The sequence below is a fragment of the Actinoplanes sp. NPDC051405 genome (genome assembly GCF_055586185.1).
In genome coordinates, this window is sequence record NZ_JBVJIR010000015.1 from 152725 (window position 1) to 168006 (window position 15282).

At 73.1% G+C, this 15282-nt stretch carries 14 protein-coding genes; 7 read left to right on the top strand and 7 right to left on the bottom strand.

Going from position 1 to position 15282, the window contains the following annotated elements:
- Nucleotides 1–31: 31 nt before the first annotated feature.
- Nucleotides 32–2356, top strand: coding sequence for a putative bifunctional diguanylate cyclase/phosphodiesterase (locus tag ACZ6S4_RS29840; RefSeq protein WP_465478096.1), 2325 nt, complete (start codon nt 32–34; stop codon nt 2354–2356).
- A gap of 36 nt (nt 2357–2392) precedes the next feature.
- On the opposite strand, the gene gndA is transcribed toward ACZ6S4_RS29840, so the two are convergent.
- Nucleotides 2393–3823 carry an NADP-dependent phosphogluconate dehydrogenase gene (gene gndA, locus ACZ6S4_RS29845; RefSeq protein WP_465478097.1) on the bottom strand — a complete coding sequence of 477 codons (1431 nt, stop codon included), beginning with the start codon at nt 3821–3823 and terminating at the stop codon, nt 2393–2395.
- 160 nt (nt 3824–3983) lie between these two features.
- Here gndA and ACZ6S4_RS29850 point away from each other — a divergent pair, with 160 nt between their 5' ends.
- Together ACZ6S4_RS29850 and ACZ6S4_RS29855 are read left to right on the top strand one after the other, a co-directional pair.
- Nucleotides 3984–5396, top strand: a complete 1413-nt coding sequence (locus ACZ6S4_RS29850; RefSeq protein ID WP_465478098.1) for a diguanylate cyclase domain-containing protein — start codon at nt 3984–3986, stop codon at nt 5394–5396.
- Nucleotides 5397–5438: 42 nt separating this feature from the next.
- Nucleotides 5439–5753 carry a type II toxin-antitoxin system PemK/MazF family toxin gene (locus ACZ6S4_RS29855; RefSeq protein WP_212994587.1) on the top strand — a complete coding sequence of 105 codons (315 nt, stop codon included), beginning with the start codon at nt 5439–5441 and terminating at the stop codon, nt 5751–5753.
- Here the strand turns inward: ACZ6S4_RS29855 and ACZ6S4_RS29860 are convergent, their stop codons facing one another.
- Entirely contained in the window at nt 5754–6584 is an 831-nt protein-coding gene (locus tag ACZ6S4_RS29860) for a transglutaminase family protein (protein WP_465478099.1), read from the bottom strand.
- 286 nt (nt 6585–6870) lie between these two features.
- Here ACZ6S4_RS29860 and ACZ6S4_RS29865 point away from each other — a divergent pair, with 286 nt between their 5' ends.
- On the top strand, nt 6871–8727 hold the full coding sequence (locus ACZ6S4_RS29865; RefSeq protein ID WP_465478100.1) for a SpoIIE family protein phosphatase: 1857 nt from the start codon (nt 6871–6873) through the stop codon (nt 8725–8727).
- Here the strand turns inward: ACZ6S4_RS29865 and ACZ6S4_RS29870 are convergent.
- The 4 genes from ACZ6S4_RS29870 to ACZ6S4_RS29885 are packed head-to-tail and all read right to left on the bottom strand — an operon-like array spanning nt 8709 to nt 11259.
- The gene (locus ACZ6S4_RS29870) at nt 8709–9446 is read right to left on the bottom strand and encodes a 3-keto-5-aminohexanoate cleavage protein (protein WP_465478101.1); all 738 of its coding nucleotides are present in this window, start codon (nt 9444–9446) and stop codon (nt 8709–8711) included. The two genes, ACZ6S4_RS29865 and ACZ6S4_RS29870, sit on opposite strands and share 19 nt — an antisense overlap.
- The gene (locus ACZ6S4_RS29875; RefSeq protein ID WP_465478102.1) at nt 9443–9925 is read right to left on the bottom strand and encodes a DUF427 domain-containing protein; all 483 of its coding nucleotides are present in this window, start codon (nt 9923–9925) and stop codon (nt 9443–9445) included. The genes ACZ6S4_RS29870 and ACZ6S4_RS29875 overlap by 4 nt, the downstream gene beginning before the upstream one ends.
- A gap of 1 nt (nt 9926) precedes the next feature.
- The gene (locus tag ACZ6S4_RS29880) at nt 9927–10775 is read right to left on the bottom strand and encodes an alpha/beta fold hydrolase (RefSeq protein WP_465478103.1); all 849 of its coding nucleotides are present in this window, start codon (nt 10773–10775) and stop codon (nt 9927–9929) included.
- 28 nt (nt 10776–10803) lie between these two features.
- Nucleotides 10804–11259 carry an anthrone oxygenase family protein gene (locus ACZ6S4_RS29885; protein ID WP_465478104.1) on the bottom strand — a complete coding sequence of 152 codons (456 nt, stop codon included), beginning with the start codon at nt 11257–11259 and terminating at the stop codon, nt 10804–10806.
- Between the two features lie 122 nt (nt 11260–11381).
- Here ACZ6S4_RS29885 and ACZ6S4_RS29890 point away from each other — a divergent pair, with 122 nt between their 5' ends.
- Nucleotides 11382–11753, top strand: a complete 372-nt coding sequence (locus ACZ6S4_RS29890; protein ID WP_465478105.1) for a winged helix-turn-helix transcriptional regulator — start codon at nt 11382–11384, stop codon at nt 11751–11753.
- Nucleotides 11707–12759: an alpha/beta hydrolase gene (locus ACZ6S4_RS29895; RefSeq protein WP_465478106.1), complete on the top strand. Its 1053-nt coding sequence runs from the start codon at nt 11707–11709 to the stop codon at nt 12757–12759. The genes ACZ6S4_RS29890 and ACZ6S4_RS29895 overlap by 47 nt, the downstream gene beginning before the upstream one ends.
- Nucleotides 12760–12807: 48 nt before the next feature.
- Here the strand turns inward: ACZ6S4_RS29895 and ACZ6S4_RS29900 are convergent, their stop codons facing one another.
- Nucleotides 12808–13695 (bottom strand): alpha/beta hydrolase family protein, encoded by an 888-nt coding sequence (locus ACZ6S4_RS29900; protein ID WP_465478107.1) that lies wholly within the window; start codon nt 13693–13695, stop codon nt 12808–12810.
- A gap of 134 nt (nt 13696–13829) precedes the next feature.
- On the opposite strand from ACZ6S4_RS29900, the gene ACZ6S4_RS29905 reads away from it, so the two are divergent.
- Nucleotides 13830–15257 (top strand): alpha/beta hydrolase family protein, encoded by a 1428-nt coding sequence (locus tag ACZ6S4_RS29905; RefSeq protein WP_465478108.1) that lies wholly within the window; start codon nt 13830–13832, stop codon nt 15255–15257.
- Nucleotides 15258–15282: the final 25 nt, after the last annotated feature.

Sequence of the window (15282 nt, forward strand, 5' to 3'; positions counted from 1 at the left end):
AGTGACAGAGACCAGGGAGCCGAGCGCAGCGATGAGTCCAGCCGACAAGCGGGTAGGCCGCCGGCGCGCGGTCCGGCCCGCCCGTCCGGGCGTGCTCCCGCTGGCCCTGGCGTTGCTGGCGGTGGCCTGGGTGCTCGGGTGGCTGGTGACGCACCGCGGGGGCACTGTGATGCCCGGGTACGCCGGGGGACCGGTGGCCATGGTGGCCGCGTTCCTGGCCTGCCGGCGGATCGGCTCGATGATCGTGGTGCCGCGGCCGATCCGGGGCTTCTGGCGGCTCTTCTCGCACGCGGCGATCTGCCTGGGGATCGGTTCGGTCGGGGCGTTCGCCTTCGCCAACAACGATCCCGGGCTGTCGCCGTACATGGCCGTGCCGACGATGCTCGGCGTCGTCATGGTGGTGCTGGCCTTCCTGCGGCTGCCGGTGGAGCACCGGTCGCTGCTGCGCTGGGCGCAGCTCATGCTCGACGGCGCGACCGTCGCGGTCGCCGGTGCGCTGATCTACTGGTACGTCGTCCTCGACCTCGCCACGGCGGCGACCTCGGCGCTGACCCAGAACGGCGCCGCCGTCACCGGGGTCGGTTCGCTGATCGCCCTGGTCGTGATCGGCCGCGCGGCGATGAGCCCGGCCAGCGCCGTCGACTCCGTGTCGCTGCGCATCCTGACTGTCGCGCCGCTGGTCGCCGTGGCCACCACGGTGCTGCTCATCGCCGGCGGGGACACCGGACGGCTGATCATCTCGGTGCTGGGCGTACCGCTGGTCGGCGCGGCGATGGCGCTGGCCGCGTACCGTCAGGAAGTTGTCCTGCGCCGCCCCGCGGCGAGCCCCGCCGCAGCGTCCTCGCGCAGCATCTACAACGCGCTTCCGCTGGTCGCGGTCATCGCGACCGCCGCCCTGGTGATCACCGTCTCCGCCCGCCAGCTCGGCTGGCACCAGCGGGTCGTGATCATCGGCGCCGTGCTCATCGCCGCCTTCGTGGTGGCCCGGCAGCTGCTCGGGCTGCGGGCCAACGCCCGGATGCTGGCCGGCATCCGCCGGCAGCAGGCGGAGCTCGAGCATCTGGCAATGCATGACCCATTGACCGGGCTGGCCAACCGCGCCCGCTTCGGCGCCGTCCTCAGCGAGCGCCTCGACGCGCATCGCAGTGCCAGCGTGCTGCTGGTCGACATCGACGACTTCAAGATGGTCAACGACACCATGGGCCACGCCGTCGGCGACCAGCTGCTCTTCGAGGTGGCCCAGCGGCTGCGCCACCACAGCGCGGTCAGCCACCTGCCGTCGCGCCTGGGCGGGGACGAGTTCGCGGTGCTGCTCGACGTCGACGATCCGGCCGAGGCCGAGGAGGCCGCCGCGCGGATCCTGGCCGCGCTCGCGGTGCCGTTCCGGGTCGGTGAGCACCAGCTGCTGGCCCACGCCAGCATCGGCGTCGCCCTGGCCGGGCAGGGCGACAACGCCGACGAGGTGCTGCGCAACGCCGACATCGCCATGTACGCGGCCAAGGCCTCCGGCAAGGCGTCCTGGGCCCGCTTCGAACCGCGGATGCACAGCGAGGTCGTCAACCACGCCCGCCTCGGCAGCGAGCTGCACAACGCCATCATCCGCCACGAGCTCGAGCTGGCCTACCAACCGGTGTTCGACCTGGTCACCGGCCTGATGTCCGGCGCCGAGGCACTGGTGCGCTGGCGGCACCCGGTCCGCGGGCTGGTCTCGCCGGCCGATTTCATCCCGGTCGCCGAGCGTTCCGGGCTGATCGTGCCGCTGGGCTCCTGGGTGCTGCGCGAGGCCTGCGAGCAACTGGCCAGGTGGCACGCCGAGTACGGCGCCGCGGCCATCCGCTCGATCAACGTCAACGTGGCGGCCCGGCAGCTGCGCGAGTCCGGTTTCGTGGACGAGGTCGCGGCCGTGCTCAGCGACACCGGCCTGATCCCGGCGAATCTGGTGCTGGAGGTCACCGAGTCCTCGGTGCTCGACGGCCGGCAGGTCCGCGAGACCCTGCAGGCCCTGCACGAGCTGGGGGTGCGGCTGGCGCTGGACGACTTCGGCACCGGCCAGTCGAGCCTGAGCCTGCTGCGCGCGTTCCCGGTGGACGTGCTGAAGCTGGACAAGTCGTTCGTGGACGGCATCTGCGACGGCGAGGACCGCGGCCGGCTGGCGGTGGCCGCGGCGGTCGCCCAGCTCGCCGAATATTTGGACCTGTACGCGGTCGCGGAGGGCATCGAGACGGCGGCGCAGGCCGAGCGGTTGCGGGAGATGGGCTATCGGCTGGGCCAGGGCTACTTCATGGCCAAGCCGCTGCCGCCCGCCGAGATGGCCGAACTGATGATCCGTACGGTCCTGCCGGTCACCGCGGCGTGACGGGCCGGCCCGCGCGAGCGGACCGGCCCGGCGCTGTTACGCGGAGACCTCGTTGCGCTCGGCGCCCCACATGGTGTGGAAGGCGCCGTCCTTGTCGACGCGGCGGTACGTGTGCGCGCCGAAGAAGTCGCGCTGCCCCTGGATCAGGGCCGCCGGCAGGCGCTTGGCCCGCAGGCCGTCGTAGTACGCCAGCGCCGACGCGAAGCCCGGCGCCGGGATGCCCTGCTGGGCCGCCGTGGCGACCACGCGCCGCCAGGCCTCCTGCGCGCCGCTGACGGCGTCCAGGAAGTATTCGTCGACCAGCAGCGACGGCAGGTCCGGGGACTTGTCGTAGGCCTGCTTGATGAAGTCGAGGAACTTGGCCCGGATGATGCAGCCGGCCCGCCAGATCTTGGCCATCTGGCCGGGGTCGATGTCCCAGCCGTACTCCGCGCTGGCCGCCTGGATCTGCTGGAAGCCCTGCGCGTACGCGACGATCTTCGAGGCGAACAGCGCCTGCTCGACGTCGGCCTGCAGGTCGGCGCCGCCCGCACCGGCGGTCGCCGTCGGGCCGGGCAGGTGTGCCGCCGCCGCGCGGACCTTCGGGTCGCCGGACAGCGCCCGGGCGAAGACCGACTCGGCGATGCCGGAGACCGGCACGCCCAGGTCCAGGGCCGCCTGCACGGTCCAGCGGCCGGTGCCCTTCTGCTCGGCCTGGTCGACCACGATGTCGATGAACGGCTGACCCGTCTCGGCGTCGGTCTGCTTGAGCACCTCGGCGGTGATCTCGATCAGGTACGAGCCCAGCCGGCCCTCGTTCCAGCCCTTGAAGATCTCCGCGATCTCCGCCGGCGAGTGCCCGCCGACCGAGCGGAGCAGGTCGTACGCCTCGGCGATGAGCTGCATGTCGGCGTACTCGATACCGTTGTGCACCATCTTGACGAAGTGCCCGGCGCCGTCGGGGCCGACGTGCACGCAGCACGGCTCGCCGTCGACCTTGGCCGAGATGTCCTCCAGCAGCGGGCCGAGCGAGGAGTAGGACTCCTTGGAGCCGCCGGGCATGATGCTCGGGCCGTGCAGGGCGCCCTCCTCGCCACCGGACACACCGGTGCCGACGAAGTGCAGTCCGCGCTCCTTGAGCGCGGCCTCGCGCCGCCGGGTGTCGGCGAAGTGCGCGTTGCCCGCGTCGATGAGCATGTCGCCCTCTTCGAGCAGCGGGGCGAACTCGTCAATGACCGCGTCGGTGGCCTTACCGGCCTTGACCATGATCACCACGCGGCGCGGGCGCTCCAGGCTCGCGACGAAGTCCTCGGCGCTCTCCGAGGGGATGAACGTGCCCTCGTGGCCGTACGACTCCACGAGTTCCTTGGTGCGCCCGTAGCTGCGGTTGTGCAGCGCGACCGTGTGGCCGTGGCGGGCGAAGTTGCGGGCCAGGTTACGACCCATCACCGCCAGCCCGGTTACCCCGATTTGGGCCTTTTCCGTCATGAACGTCCTTCCTCCACGCGAGCGCCGGACCATGGGTCCCGGCGATCGCAAGCCGTCGCGCTCATTCTTACGTGTTTGCGGGTCCGAGGGTTCGACTGTCCCGTCTCCCGGTTACCCCGGAACCCTCACCAGGGGCTTCGGCGCGCCGATGGAGCAGGACGTGAGCAAGGGCCGGAACTGGTATCTGGGCGTCACGGGCACGTTGACGGTGGCGCATCCGCTGCTGCCCGCCGACGTCCGCTCGATCACGTACCTGGTGGTCTCGGCCTGCACCGTGGTGCCGCTCACGGCCCTGGCCCGGCGGTCGGGGTGGGCGCAGGCCCGGATGTGGTGGGTGCTCGCCGCGGCGATGGCGGTGCTCACCGCCGGCAATGCGGTGACCACGATCGGCGGTACCGCCATGCGGTTGCCGGCCGAGCTGCTGCTCACCGTCGGTCACGCCGGGCTGCTCGGCGCGGCCGTCAGCCTGGTGCTGCGCCGGGGCCGCAACGACATCGGCGGCCTGCTGGACGTCTCGGTGACCGCGATCGGCCTGGGCGGCCTGGTCTGGACCGCGCTGGTCTTCCCGCGCCTGCGGAGCCTGGACACGCCGCAGGGCGAGCAGATGACGCTGCTGATGAGCATGCTGATCCTGCTGGGCGTGCTCGGCGCGCTGGCCCGGGTGTGGCGGATGGCCGAGACCCGGCTGCCGGCCCTGGTCATGCTGCTCGGCGCGCTGCTGCTGGCCCTGGCCGGCAACATTCTGCTGGCGGTCAGCACCGGCACGATGACCACCGGCCGGCCCGGCTGGACCGAGATGTTCTTCCTGCTGGCCTACATCCTCGTGGGCCTGGCCCCGCTGGACGCCTCCGTGCCGGAGCTGCAACGCGCCGGTCCCGCTCCGGTGGACCGGCTCTCCACCGGCCGGCTGGTCTTCCTGGGCGCCACCCTGGCCGCCAACCCGCTGGTCGCCGGTCTGCGGCAGGTGCTCGGCCTGCACGCCGACGGGCTGCTGCTCGCGGTCGGCACCGTGCTGATCGTGCCGCTGGTGATGGTCCGGATCGGCCGGCTCGCCACCGAACGGGGGGCCGCCGAGGAGGCGCTGCGCCACCAGGCCACCCACGACCCGCTGACCGGCCTGCCCAACCGGGCCGAGCTGATCAGCCGGCTGCAGGCCGCCCTGGCCCGCGAGCGCGCCGCCGGGCAGCCCGCCGTCGTGCTGCTCTTCTGCGACCTCAACGGCTTCAAGGCCGTCAACGACCGCCTCGGCCACACCGTCGGTGACCAGCTGCTGACCGGTATCGGCGGGCGGATCAGGGCCGGCCTGCGCGCCGACGAGACCATCGCCCGCTACGGCGGCGACGAGTTCCTGGTGCTGTGCGAGGAACCGGACCAGGCGCAGGCCGCGCGGCGGCTCACCGGGTACGTCGAGAGCGCGCTGGCCGAGCCGTTCCTGCTGGCGGGCACGCAGGTGCGGGCGAGCTGCAGCGTGGGCGCCGTGCTCTCCGACGGCCGGACCGGCGCCGACGAGCTGATCACCCGGGCCGACCAGGCGATGTACCGGGCCAAGCAACGCCAGCACGCCGCGGCCTGACGCGCGGTGGGCCGAAGATCGGTCCGACGGTACGCTCCGTGCGTGAAGCGCGGCGAGATCTGGACCATCGGCAGCCGCACCGACCTGCGCTACCGGGTCCTCGTGCTCTCCTCCGACAACTACAACGACCGGGCCAACCCGTCGCCGTTCTGCGCGCCGATCGTGCGCCAGCGCGGGGCCACCGAGCTGCCGCCGTACGCGGTGGCCCTCACCGAGCAGGATCCGATCACCGGCGTCGTGGTGGTCAACCGGATGCGCCGGCTGCCGGCCTCGGTCGGCGCCGAGCGGATCGGCATGGTCACCGGCTCCAGCATGGCCCGGCTGGCCGAGGCCATGCGCGAGCTGTTCGAGCTGTGACTACTCGACGCTGACGACGCTGACCTCGCGGCTGCCGGTCAGAGTGCCACCCGGCGCCCCGACGTAGGTGCCCGAGGTGGGTGCCACGTCCGCGTAGTCGCGCCCGACCGCCACGGTGACGTAGCCGTTGCCGGCCCGGCGGCCGTGGCACGGGTCGAACGCCAGCGCCACCGCCCGGTCGCCCCGCGGCACCAGCACCTCGACCCAGGCGTGCGTGCCGCCCTGACCGATCAGGTGCCCGGAGACGTAGCGCGACGGCACGCCGAGCACGCGGCACATCGCCAGCATCACGTGCGCCGAGTCCTGGCAGACGCCCCGGCCGCCCGCCAGCGCCTGCGCCGCTGTGGTGCTGACCGAGGTCACGCCGTACTCGTAGGTCAGCGCTGTGTGCGCGAGCGCGCACGCCCGCTCGGCCGTCTCCTCGTTGTCGGCCGCGGCGCAGCCGTCCGCCAGCTCCCGCAGCGCCTCGTCCGGCGCGGTCAGCCGGGTGGCGCGCAGCAGGCGCGGGTCGTGCAGCGCCGCGAGCGGCAGCTGTGGCGGGCCGTCGCCGACCACCCGGTCCAGCGTGGCGGTGAGCCGGAACTCCACTGCCTGCTCGACCCGGGCGGCCACCACCCGCACCACCGTGTTGCCCGCCGCGTCCAGCCGCGAGCGCCGGGCGTGCGCGGCACCGGTCACCGCCAGGTGGTGGCTGCGCCGGTAGAGGTCGCCGTGGCGGCGCCGGGGCACCACTACGAGCCGCTGGGCGAGGGCGGTCACCGGTTCGCGGTAGGCGTACCGGAAGCTCTGCTCGACCCGGAAGCCGATCCGCCGCGCCCCGTCGAGGTCCATCCCGCCATGATCCGGCATCGCTGTTTCCGGCGCATCACCGCACCGGATCGCACCGGCGGCGCCGCACCGCATCGGACCGGTGCCGCGGTCCGTTCGGTGACCTGCGGGAACCGGGCGGCCGGGGCCCGCCACCGGACGGCCCCCGGGCCCCGGTCGTCCTTCCGGGTGACCCGGCCGCGCTGCGCCGCAGGTCGACCCCGGTGGCAGGTGAACGGGGGATGACGCGGCCCGCCGCGCTGGCGTATGCAGGGAACCGTAGTGGTGAATTCCGGCAGGTGGGAGCGGTATGGGCGGCAGGCAGCAGGCGTACCTGGAGGCGATGGAGAACCTGCGTTCGGTGGCGCGTCCGGCCACCGGCGACGGTTCACGCGCCACCATGGACCGGGCTGTGGGGCTGCTCGCCGGGCGTACCCGGTGCCGGCTCTCGGAGGCCCACCGTCACCTGCTGCAGATGGCCGCCGAGCAGAACCGCGACGTGGTCGACGTCGCGGCCGGGGTGATCAGCATGCTGGACATCCCGGAGCCCGCCGACGACCGGGGCCCGCCGCTGCGCTCGATGCTGCTCGCGTCCCGGCGCGCGAGCGCCGACGTCCGCCCGGTCGAGCCGTGGCTGGCGGTCGTGCAGGCCGTGCTGGATCTGCTGCCCGGGCAGTCCGCGCTGCTCACGCCGGTACGGGGCGAGGACGGGGAGCTGGCCGACCTGATCTACGCCGCCGCCACCCCGGAGGCGACCACGCCCGACGGGCGCCGCGGCCGGCAGCTGGTCGGCACCCGGCTGGCCGAGCAGTTCCCGCACGCCCCGGTCAGCGACCGGTGGGCGGCCTACCAGCGGGTGCTGGACACCGGCGAGCCGGTGCAGCTCGGGCCGTTCACCGTCGACGAGCACCGCTTCACCGTACGGGCGCACCGCCTCGGCTCCGGCCTGTTCATGACCTGGGTGCGGCACCGCGCCGGCCCGGACGAGGGTGACCGGATCGCCGGCACCGAGCAGCTCGGCAACCTCGGCTGGGGTGAATGGGACCTGATCAGCGGCGAGGTCCGGTGGTCGGCCCAGCTGTACCGGATCTACGAACGGGACCCGGCCCTCGGCCCCCTGTCCACCGAGGAGACCGAGGCGCTCGCCGTGGCCGAGGACGCCCCGCTGCGGCTGGCGGCGGCGGAGGCCTTCGAACGCGGCGAGCGGGTCGACGTGACGTTGCGGGTCCGGATCAAGGGCCGGATCAAGCACCTGCGTACGGTCGCCGACGCCACCCGTGACGGCGCCGGCCGGCCACTGCGGCTGTACGGCATCGTGCAGGACGTCACCGCCCGGGAGAACAGCGCCCGCCGGCTGGCCGACGTCGAGCAGCAGCTCGCCGAGCACCGCCGCAGCCTGCACGCCGAGCACGAGCTGGCGGCCCGGCTGCAGCACATCATCCTGCCGATCCCGGAGCGCCCGGTGGAGCTGCCCGGCATCAAGGTGGCCGTGCGGTACCTGCCGGCCGGCCAGGAGAGCCTGGTCGGCGGCGACTGGTACCACGCGGCTGCGCTGCGTGACGGCTCGGTGCTGCTGGCGATCGGTGACGTGGCCGGGCACGGCACGCTGGCCGCGACGACCATGGCGCAGCTGCGGTACTCACTGCGGGCCCTGGCGGTGACGACCACCGATCCGGCCGAGCTCCTCGGGCACCTCAACCGGATCACCTGTGACCTGGACCAGGAGCGGCCGGAGACGGCGGCGACCGCGATCGTGGCCCGCTACGAGCCGGCCCTGCGCCGGCTGACCTGGGCGCAGGCCGGGCATCCGCCGCCGTTGCTGAGCCGCGGTGGGCGGACCCGGCCGCTGCCGCGTCCGAGCGGACCGATGCTGGGGGTGGTGGAGGACGCGAGCTACGAGTGCGCCGAGCTGCGGCTGGCGATCGGCGACCTGCTGCTGCTCTACACCGACGGGCTGGTGGAGTACCGCTGCCGCAGCCTGGACGAGGGGCTGGACGCGGTGATCCGTACCGTCGACGAGGCCGTGGCCGCGGCGCCCCTGCAGCCGCTCGCGGAGCTGGTCAGCCGGCTGCGGCAGGCCAATCCGGACGACGACACGTGCATCCTGGCGGTGCGTCCGACCACGGGGGAGACCCAGGACCTGCGCCGCTATCTGCGCTCGCGCTGAGCGGTCCAGACCCGCAGCGCCCGCCGGACCAGGTCGGCGTTGCCGGTCGCGGGCCGGCCGTCGTCGGTGACCAGGGTGTCCTCGAGGCCGATGCGGGTGGGCAGGCCGAGGCTCCCGGCGTGGGCGATCAGCGGCCAGCAGGCGTCCTGCTCACCGTGCAGCAGCCGCGGTCCGGTGACCTCGAGCCGGTCGAGGATGGCGTCCGCCGCGGCCACCGCGTCCGCGGCGGGCGTATCGAGGATCTCGATCAGGATCCGGTCGACCGGTACGCCGTCCAGCCGCTCGGCGTCCCGTGGTGACCAGACGCCCGCCTCGACGCCCACCCCGGCTCCCCGCAGCAGCGTGACCAGCTCGGCGAAACCGTCCTCGCCGACGTTGACCGACGCGAACGCGGGCCGCTGGTCAGCGCCGAGGTCCGCCCACCGGGCCACGGTGGCGTGCCGCCGGGCGACGTCACCGCCGGTGATCCACAGCCCGGTGGAGACCCCGACGGGCGTCCCGGGGCAGCTCGCCCGGACGGCGGCCACCGCCGCGCCGATGTCGGCCGGGTCGAGGCTCTCCGCACCGTCCGCGTCCCGGGGGTGCACGTGCACCGCCTCGGCCCCGGCCGCCACCGCCTGCGCCGCGGCCACGGCCAGCTCGGCCGGGGTCACCGGGACGGCCGGATGCTCGCCGCGGGTCCGGCCGCCGTTGAGGCAGGCCTTGATCCGCCGGATCATTTTTCCTCCGGGGAGAACGGGGTCCGCGGCCGGTCCAGCAGGTCGGCGTGCAGCGTGCCACCCGCGCGCACCGACCAGTAGCCCGTTGTGCGCCCCTTGTACGGGGAGGCGGTGACCGTCTCGCTGGGCACCAGAGCAGTGAAGTCCACGGCGGTCCGCGGCAGGTAGTAGCGCGGCGGCAGCCCGGTCTCGAAGACGATCACCGGCGTCGCGGACTCGGCCAGCCGTACCCCGTCGAGCTCGACACGCACGTGCCGGGTCGAGCGCAGCGCGTCCACCCGCGCGTACGGGTTCCGGGGATGGACGAACACCTGCTCGTCCTCCTCGAACCAGGCGTCCAGCGCGTCCCGCTCCAGCCGGACCAGCCCGGCCAGCTCCCCTCCGGTGTGCAGGTGCCCGGCGGCCGCCCGGGTCACCTCGCCGGAACGCAGGCCCACCCGCCGGGCGGTGGCCTTGATCAGTCCGGGGTAGCCCGCCATGTCACTCCTTCACCCGCGTGTCCAGGAACTCGTCGACGGCCCGCCGGAACGCCTGGGGCTGCTCCACCCACGGGTAGTGCCCGCACCGGTCGAGCACCTCCGCGGTGCCGTCCGCGAACAGCTTCGTCAGCGCGACGGCCGGCGCGCAACCCGTGATGGCGTCCTCGGCACCGGCGACGACCAGCACCGGCGCCGTGACGGCGGCCAGCCGGCCGGCGAGGTCGGCCGGTGGGTCCACGCCCGGCCAGGCCCGGTTCGCGGCGTAGCTGAACCGGCCGAGGTCGGCGTGCGCCCGCTCCGCCGGTCCCCAGGTGGCGTAGCCGAGCGGTGCCACCCGGGTCATGAAGTCGTTGAACCCCTCGTCGTCGCGCCGGGTGAGCCCCTGCCGGGACGCCGCCAGGGCCGCCTCGAACACCGCGTCTCCGCGGCGGCGCTCGCTCACCTCGGCGACGTCGGATGCCATGTCGAGCAGCCAGGTCACCGGCGGCGTGACCAGCACGAGGCAGCCGACCCGCTCCGGGTACCGGGCGGCGTAGCTGACGGCCAGCCGGGTCCCGGCCGAGTGGCCCAGCAGCCGCAGCCGCTCGACGCCCAGGTGCAGCCGCAGCCGTTCCAGGTCGGCCGCCTGCTGCCAGAACGAGCCGAGGGTCACGTCGGCGGGCAGCGGCGAGCGGCCCACCCCGCGCAGGTGCGGGATGATCAGCCGCCGGTGCCGGCCGAGCCCGGCCAGGTCACCCAGATACGCGGGGTGCCGGCCCGAGCCGCCGGCCAGGGTGACCAGCGGCGGACCGTCACCGCCGGTGTCGTCGTAGGACAGCGGCGTGGCGTCGGCGCCCGAATAGGTCGGCATGGCTCGATTCTGACGGCTGGGCGCCGGCCTAGGAGCTCTGGATGACGCCGATCGTGACGAGGACGAAGGCTGTGACGATGACGGCGACGCGCGCGTAGTGGTACCGATCCCAACGGGCCTGCTGCTCACGCCAGTTGTCCGGCGCCTGTTCGGGCGTCCAGTTCTTCGCGCGGTTGTTGATGGGCACCAGCACGGCGACGGACATGACGATGCTCAGCACGAACAGTGCTGCCCCGCCGACCAGAGCGCTCAGGCCTGGGTCGTGACGGTGGCTCACGGCCAGCACGACGGTGAGGACGAGTGTCGCCGTGTACCAGACCGGCATGACGCGGCCGAGCACGCGTCCGCCGTCGGCCCGGCCGGCCAGACCGCCGTTGCCCGGTAGCCGGTCGAAGATGGGGTTGACGAAAACGGCGACGCTGAACTCCACGCCCACCATGACGCCCGCGACGGTGAGCGCGGCGACGGCCAGTACCAGATTCATGACCTCATGAGACCCTGGCACTGCAGAACGCGCTAGTACTGACAATTTTGTCAGCGCTGAACTACGGTGAAGACATGAGTCAGAGTCCCCACGAGAGTGCACAGTGTCCGGTCGACGCCGCGGTGAGCGTCATCGCGGGCCGCTGGAAGGGCACGATCCTGTGGCGTCTGGTCGACGGGCCGATGCGCACCGGGGAACTTCGGCGCAGCATCCCGGACATCACCGAACGCATGCTCATCCGGCACCTGCAGGAACTGGTGGCCGACGGCATCATCGACCGGCACGACGCGCGGGAGGTACCGCCCCGCGTCACCTACTCGATCTCGGCGTACGGCCGGACTCTCGTGCCACTCGTCGCGCAACTGTGCCGGTGGGGAGAAGCGCACCTGGCCCGAGCTGTACCGGCGGCGGCAGATCCGGATCGCGCGCCTGTGCCAGGATCGGCCGATGGAGAACATCGAGTGGCTTCGCCAGGCCCGCGGCGTCACCTATGACGTGCTCGTCGGTGGACCGGACGACGGCGTGCCGGTGCTGCTGGTGCACGGCAACTGCTCGTCCGCGGAGTTCTGGCTGCCCCTGATCCGCCGGCTGCCGGACGGCATCCGGGTTGTCGCCCCGCACCTGCGCGGGTACGGCCGCAGCGAGGCGGCACCGGTGGACGCCACCCGGGGCCTGCGGGACTTCGCCGACGACGTGGCCGTGCTGCTCGACGACACCGTCCTGTTCCCCCGGCGCGGCCCCGTGGTGGCGGCTGGGCACTCGATGGGTGGCGGCGTGGTCATGCGGCTGTTCGCCGATCACCCGGGCCGGTTCGCGTCGGTCCTGCTGGAGGCGCCGGTGAGCCCGTACGGCTTCGGCGGCACCCGCGACCTTGACGGCACCCGGACATCGGCGGACTTCGCCGGCACCGGGGGCGGCAGCGCCAACCCCGACTTCGTGGAGCGCCTCAGGGCGGGCGACCGCAGCGCCGAGGCCCGGACCAGCCCTCTGTCCGTGCTGCGCTCCATGTACGTGGCCGACCCGGCGGCGCTCGGCGACGACGAGGAGCTTCTGCTCAAGGCGATGCTGAGCACCGCCGTCGGCGAGGACAACTACCCGGGCGACAGCAAGCCGGCCGACAGCTGGCCGTGGTTCGGGCCGGGTGACCGGGGCGTGCTCAACGCCATGGCACCCACGTACTTCAACGTCGCTGACGCCCTGGTCGGTGCTGCCCAGAAGCCACCGATCGTCTGGGTTCGCGGCGACCGGGACGTGATCGTGTCGGACACGTCGCTGCTCGACCGGGCGTACCTGGGCTCGGTCGGCGCGGTGCCGGACTGGCCCGGCGCCGGCGCGTGCCCGCCGCAGCCCATGGTCGGCCAGATCCGCGCGGTGCTGGAGCGATACGCGGAAAGCGGTGGCAGCTACCGGGAGATCGTCTACGACCAGTGTGGTCACTCACCCCATCTCGAACGTCCGGCTGAGTTCGCCGCCGAGCTCCTGGCACTCGTCCGTACCTGAGCGTGCGGAGGCGGGGGGGGACGCCCGCCGGCTCCGGTCCGGTCCTGATCAGGACAGCGGGCAGGTGTTGCGGTAGTCGGAGATGGCCGAGCTGCTCGGGCCGGGGCAGAGGAACTGGTCGTAGCGGGTGTCGTCGTCGACGAAGCGCTTGAGCCAGGCCACCGCCTGCCGGGCGGTCGGGTCGTTGGTCGTCTGCGGGAAGAAGTGGCTGGCGTTGTTGAGTTCCAGGTACGCCTTCTCGGTGGCCGACGGGATGCTGGTGTAGAACGGGATCGAGTGCGAGGAGACGGGCGCGATCGAGTCGCTCTCGCCGCCGATGATCAGGGTCGGCACCCGCAGGCCGGACCAGGACTTGGTCAGGTTCCACGGGGCCAGCGGTACCGCGGCCTGCAGCGACGGCCGGTCCTTGGCGGCCTCCAGGGAACCGCCACCGCCCATCGAGTGCCCGGCCACGGCGAGCCGGCTCGCGTCGATGCGGGTGCGCACCGAGCTGCTGCGGGTCAGGTAGTCCAGCGCCGCGAGCAGCTGGTCGCCGCGGGAGGCGGGCTGGTCGAGGGTCGAGTTGGTCTCGATGCCGATGACCACGAAGCCGTGCGAGGCGATCCGCGGCCCGAGCCAGCTGATGCTCGACCAGCTCGCGGTGTAGCCGGGCGAGATGGCGACCGCGCCGAAGGTGCCCTCGGCGGTGCTGGTCGGGTAGTAGATGACGCCGCCGCCGAAGCCGGAGACGCTGAGCCTCGAGACACTCTGCTGAGCCGTGGCGAACGGCCCGCGGCTGGCGTCCAGGATGGCCGTGGTCGGGGCCGGGCCGCGCTCGTACGGGCTGGCCGCCTGGGCGCTGGTGGCACCGGTCAGCGAGCCGGCGATCAGAGCCAGCGTCGCAGCTGCGGTAGCGAAGAACCGGCGGGACCGGGCGGGGATGGTGGGTGACTGCACGTCGGACTCTCCTCGGGTGGGACGGGATCGACGAGCGTCAGTCTTCGGCCGGACCTCACGGCGACACATCGGTGAAATCACCGGCCTTGACATCACCCCGGGCACGTTCTTGAGTGTTACTCGGAGGTAACCCTGTGAGAATCAGCCGGAAACAATTCGCGCTCGCCGTGGCGCCGGCCCTGATCGCCGGTGTGCTCGCCGTCCCCGCGTCGGCTGCCGCGCCCACCTGCGCCGCGCCCGTCGCCAGTACCACCCAGCCCGGCTACCTGGTCGCCGACCCGGCCTGCGAACCGAACGGCACCCCCTTCACCGCCACGCCGGACTCCGTCGTGCACACCGGCATCCGCGAAGGCGCGGCGTACCGGATCGAGGTGCCCAGGGCCTGGAACGGCCAGCTGGTCGTCTACGCGCACGGCTACCGCGGCACCGGCACCACTGTGTACGTCGACAGCCCGTCCCTGCGCGCGCACTACATCGCCCGGGGCTTCGCGTGGGCCGCCTCCAGCTACCAGACCAACGGCTACGACGTGGGCCGGGGCGTCCGCGACTCGTACGCGCTGATCGACCTCTTCCGCGAGGTCACCGCCCAGCGCGCCCGGTCGGTCTACATGACCGGCGCCTCGATGGGCGGGCACATCACCGCGGTCGCGATCGAGGAGCACCCGCGGTCGTTCGTCGGTGCGATGCCGGTCTGCGGGGTTCTGGGCGACGCCGAGCTGTTCGACTACTTCCTGGATTCCAACGTCACCGCGGCCGCGCTCGCCGGTGTCGACATCGACTTCCCGCTGACCCCGGACGCCGGCTTCGCGGACCGGTGGCGTGCGCAGGTCAAGCGCATCCTGCCGGCCCTGGGTGTCACGACCGGCCGGCCGCCGGTGCTCACCGAGGCGGGCCGGACCTGGGCGGACGTCGTCGAGCGGCGCAGCGGGGGCGAGCGGCCGGGCTTCGCCGCGTCGTTCGCGTACTGGAACGCGGCGCCCTCCTCGGCACCCACCGCGGACCTGCCGTTCATCTTCGGCCTTTACCCGGGGTTGTCCGGCGGCACCGCCGGCATCGCGGAGGGCAACCTCACGGACAACCGGTTCACGCTCTACCGCAGCACCGACCGGCTCCTGCCCACCCGGGCCGAGTGGCAGCTCAACCGCGACGTGCTGCGGGTGGCGCCGACCGCCCGGCCGAGCCGGGGCCTGGACGGCGTGCCGCGGGTGGACGGCCGGCCACCGGTGCCGGTGCTCTCGCTGCACGACATCGGTGACCTGTTCGTACCGTTCTCGATGGAGCAGGTGTACGCCCGCCGGGCACTGCAGAACGGCCGGGCGAAGCTGGTCGTCTCCCGGGCGATCCGGGGCGTCGGGCACTGCGACTTCACCCAGGCGGAGCTGCGCCAGGGCTTCGACGATCTGGTGACCTGGGTCCGCGGCGGCCACCGCCCCGGCGGGGACGCGATCCTGAACCGGCGCACCGTGGCGGCGGCGGACTTCGGCTGCCGCTACACCGTCGGGGAGCGGGCCGCCTTCGGCGCCGCGTGCCCCGCGAAGGTGGGTGCGACCGGCCGCCGATGACGGTTGACATGAGGGCAGGCCATTG

What these genes read in the sequence shown, in the direction of transcription:
- ACZ6S4_RS29860 (WP_465478099.1), bottom strand. Translation starts at nt 6,584, where the DNA reads ATGGACCTCGACGGGGCGCGGCGGATCGGCTTCCGGGTCGAGCAGAGC.
- ACZ6S4_RS29840 (WP_465478096.1), top strand. Translation starts at nt 32, where the DNA reads ATGAGTCCAGCCGACAAGCGGGTAGGCCGCCGGCGCGCGGTCCGGCCC.
- ACZ6S4_RS29895 (WP_465478106.1), top strand. Translation starts at nt 11,707, where the DNA reads ATGGAGAACATCGAGTGGCTTCGCCAGGCCCGCGGCGTCACCTATGAC.
- gndA (WP_465478097.1), bottom strand. Translation starts at nt 3,823, where the DNA reads ATGACGGAAAAGGCCCAAATCGGGGTAACCGGGCTGGCGGTGATGGGT.
- ACZ6S4_RS29865 (WP_465478100.1), top strand. Translation starts at nt 6,871, where the DNA reads ATGGGCGGCAGGCAGCAGGCGTACCTGGAGGCGATGGAGAACCTGCGT.
- ACZ6S4_RS29880 (WP_465478103.1), bottom strand. Translation starts at nt 10,775, where the DNA reads ATGCCGACCTATTCGGGCGCCGACGCCACGCCGCTGTCCTACGACGAC.
- ACZ6S4_RS29885 (WP_465478104.1), bottom strand. Translation starts at nt 11,259, where the DNA reads ATGAATCTGGTACTGGCCGTCGCCGCGCTCACCGTCGCGGGCGTCATG.
- ACZ6S4_RS29870 (WP_465478101.1), bottom strand. Translation starts at nt 9,446, where the DNA reads ATGATCCGGCGGATCAAGGCCTGCCTCAACGGCGGCCGGACCCGCGGC.
- ACZ6S4_RS29875 (WP_465478102.1), bottom strand. Translation starts at nt 9,925, where the DNA reads ATGGCGGGCTACCCCGGACTGATCAAGGCCACCGCCCGGCGGGTGGGC.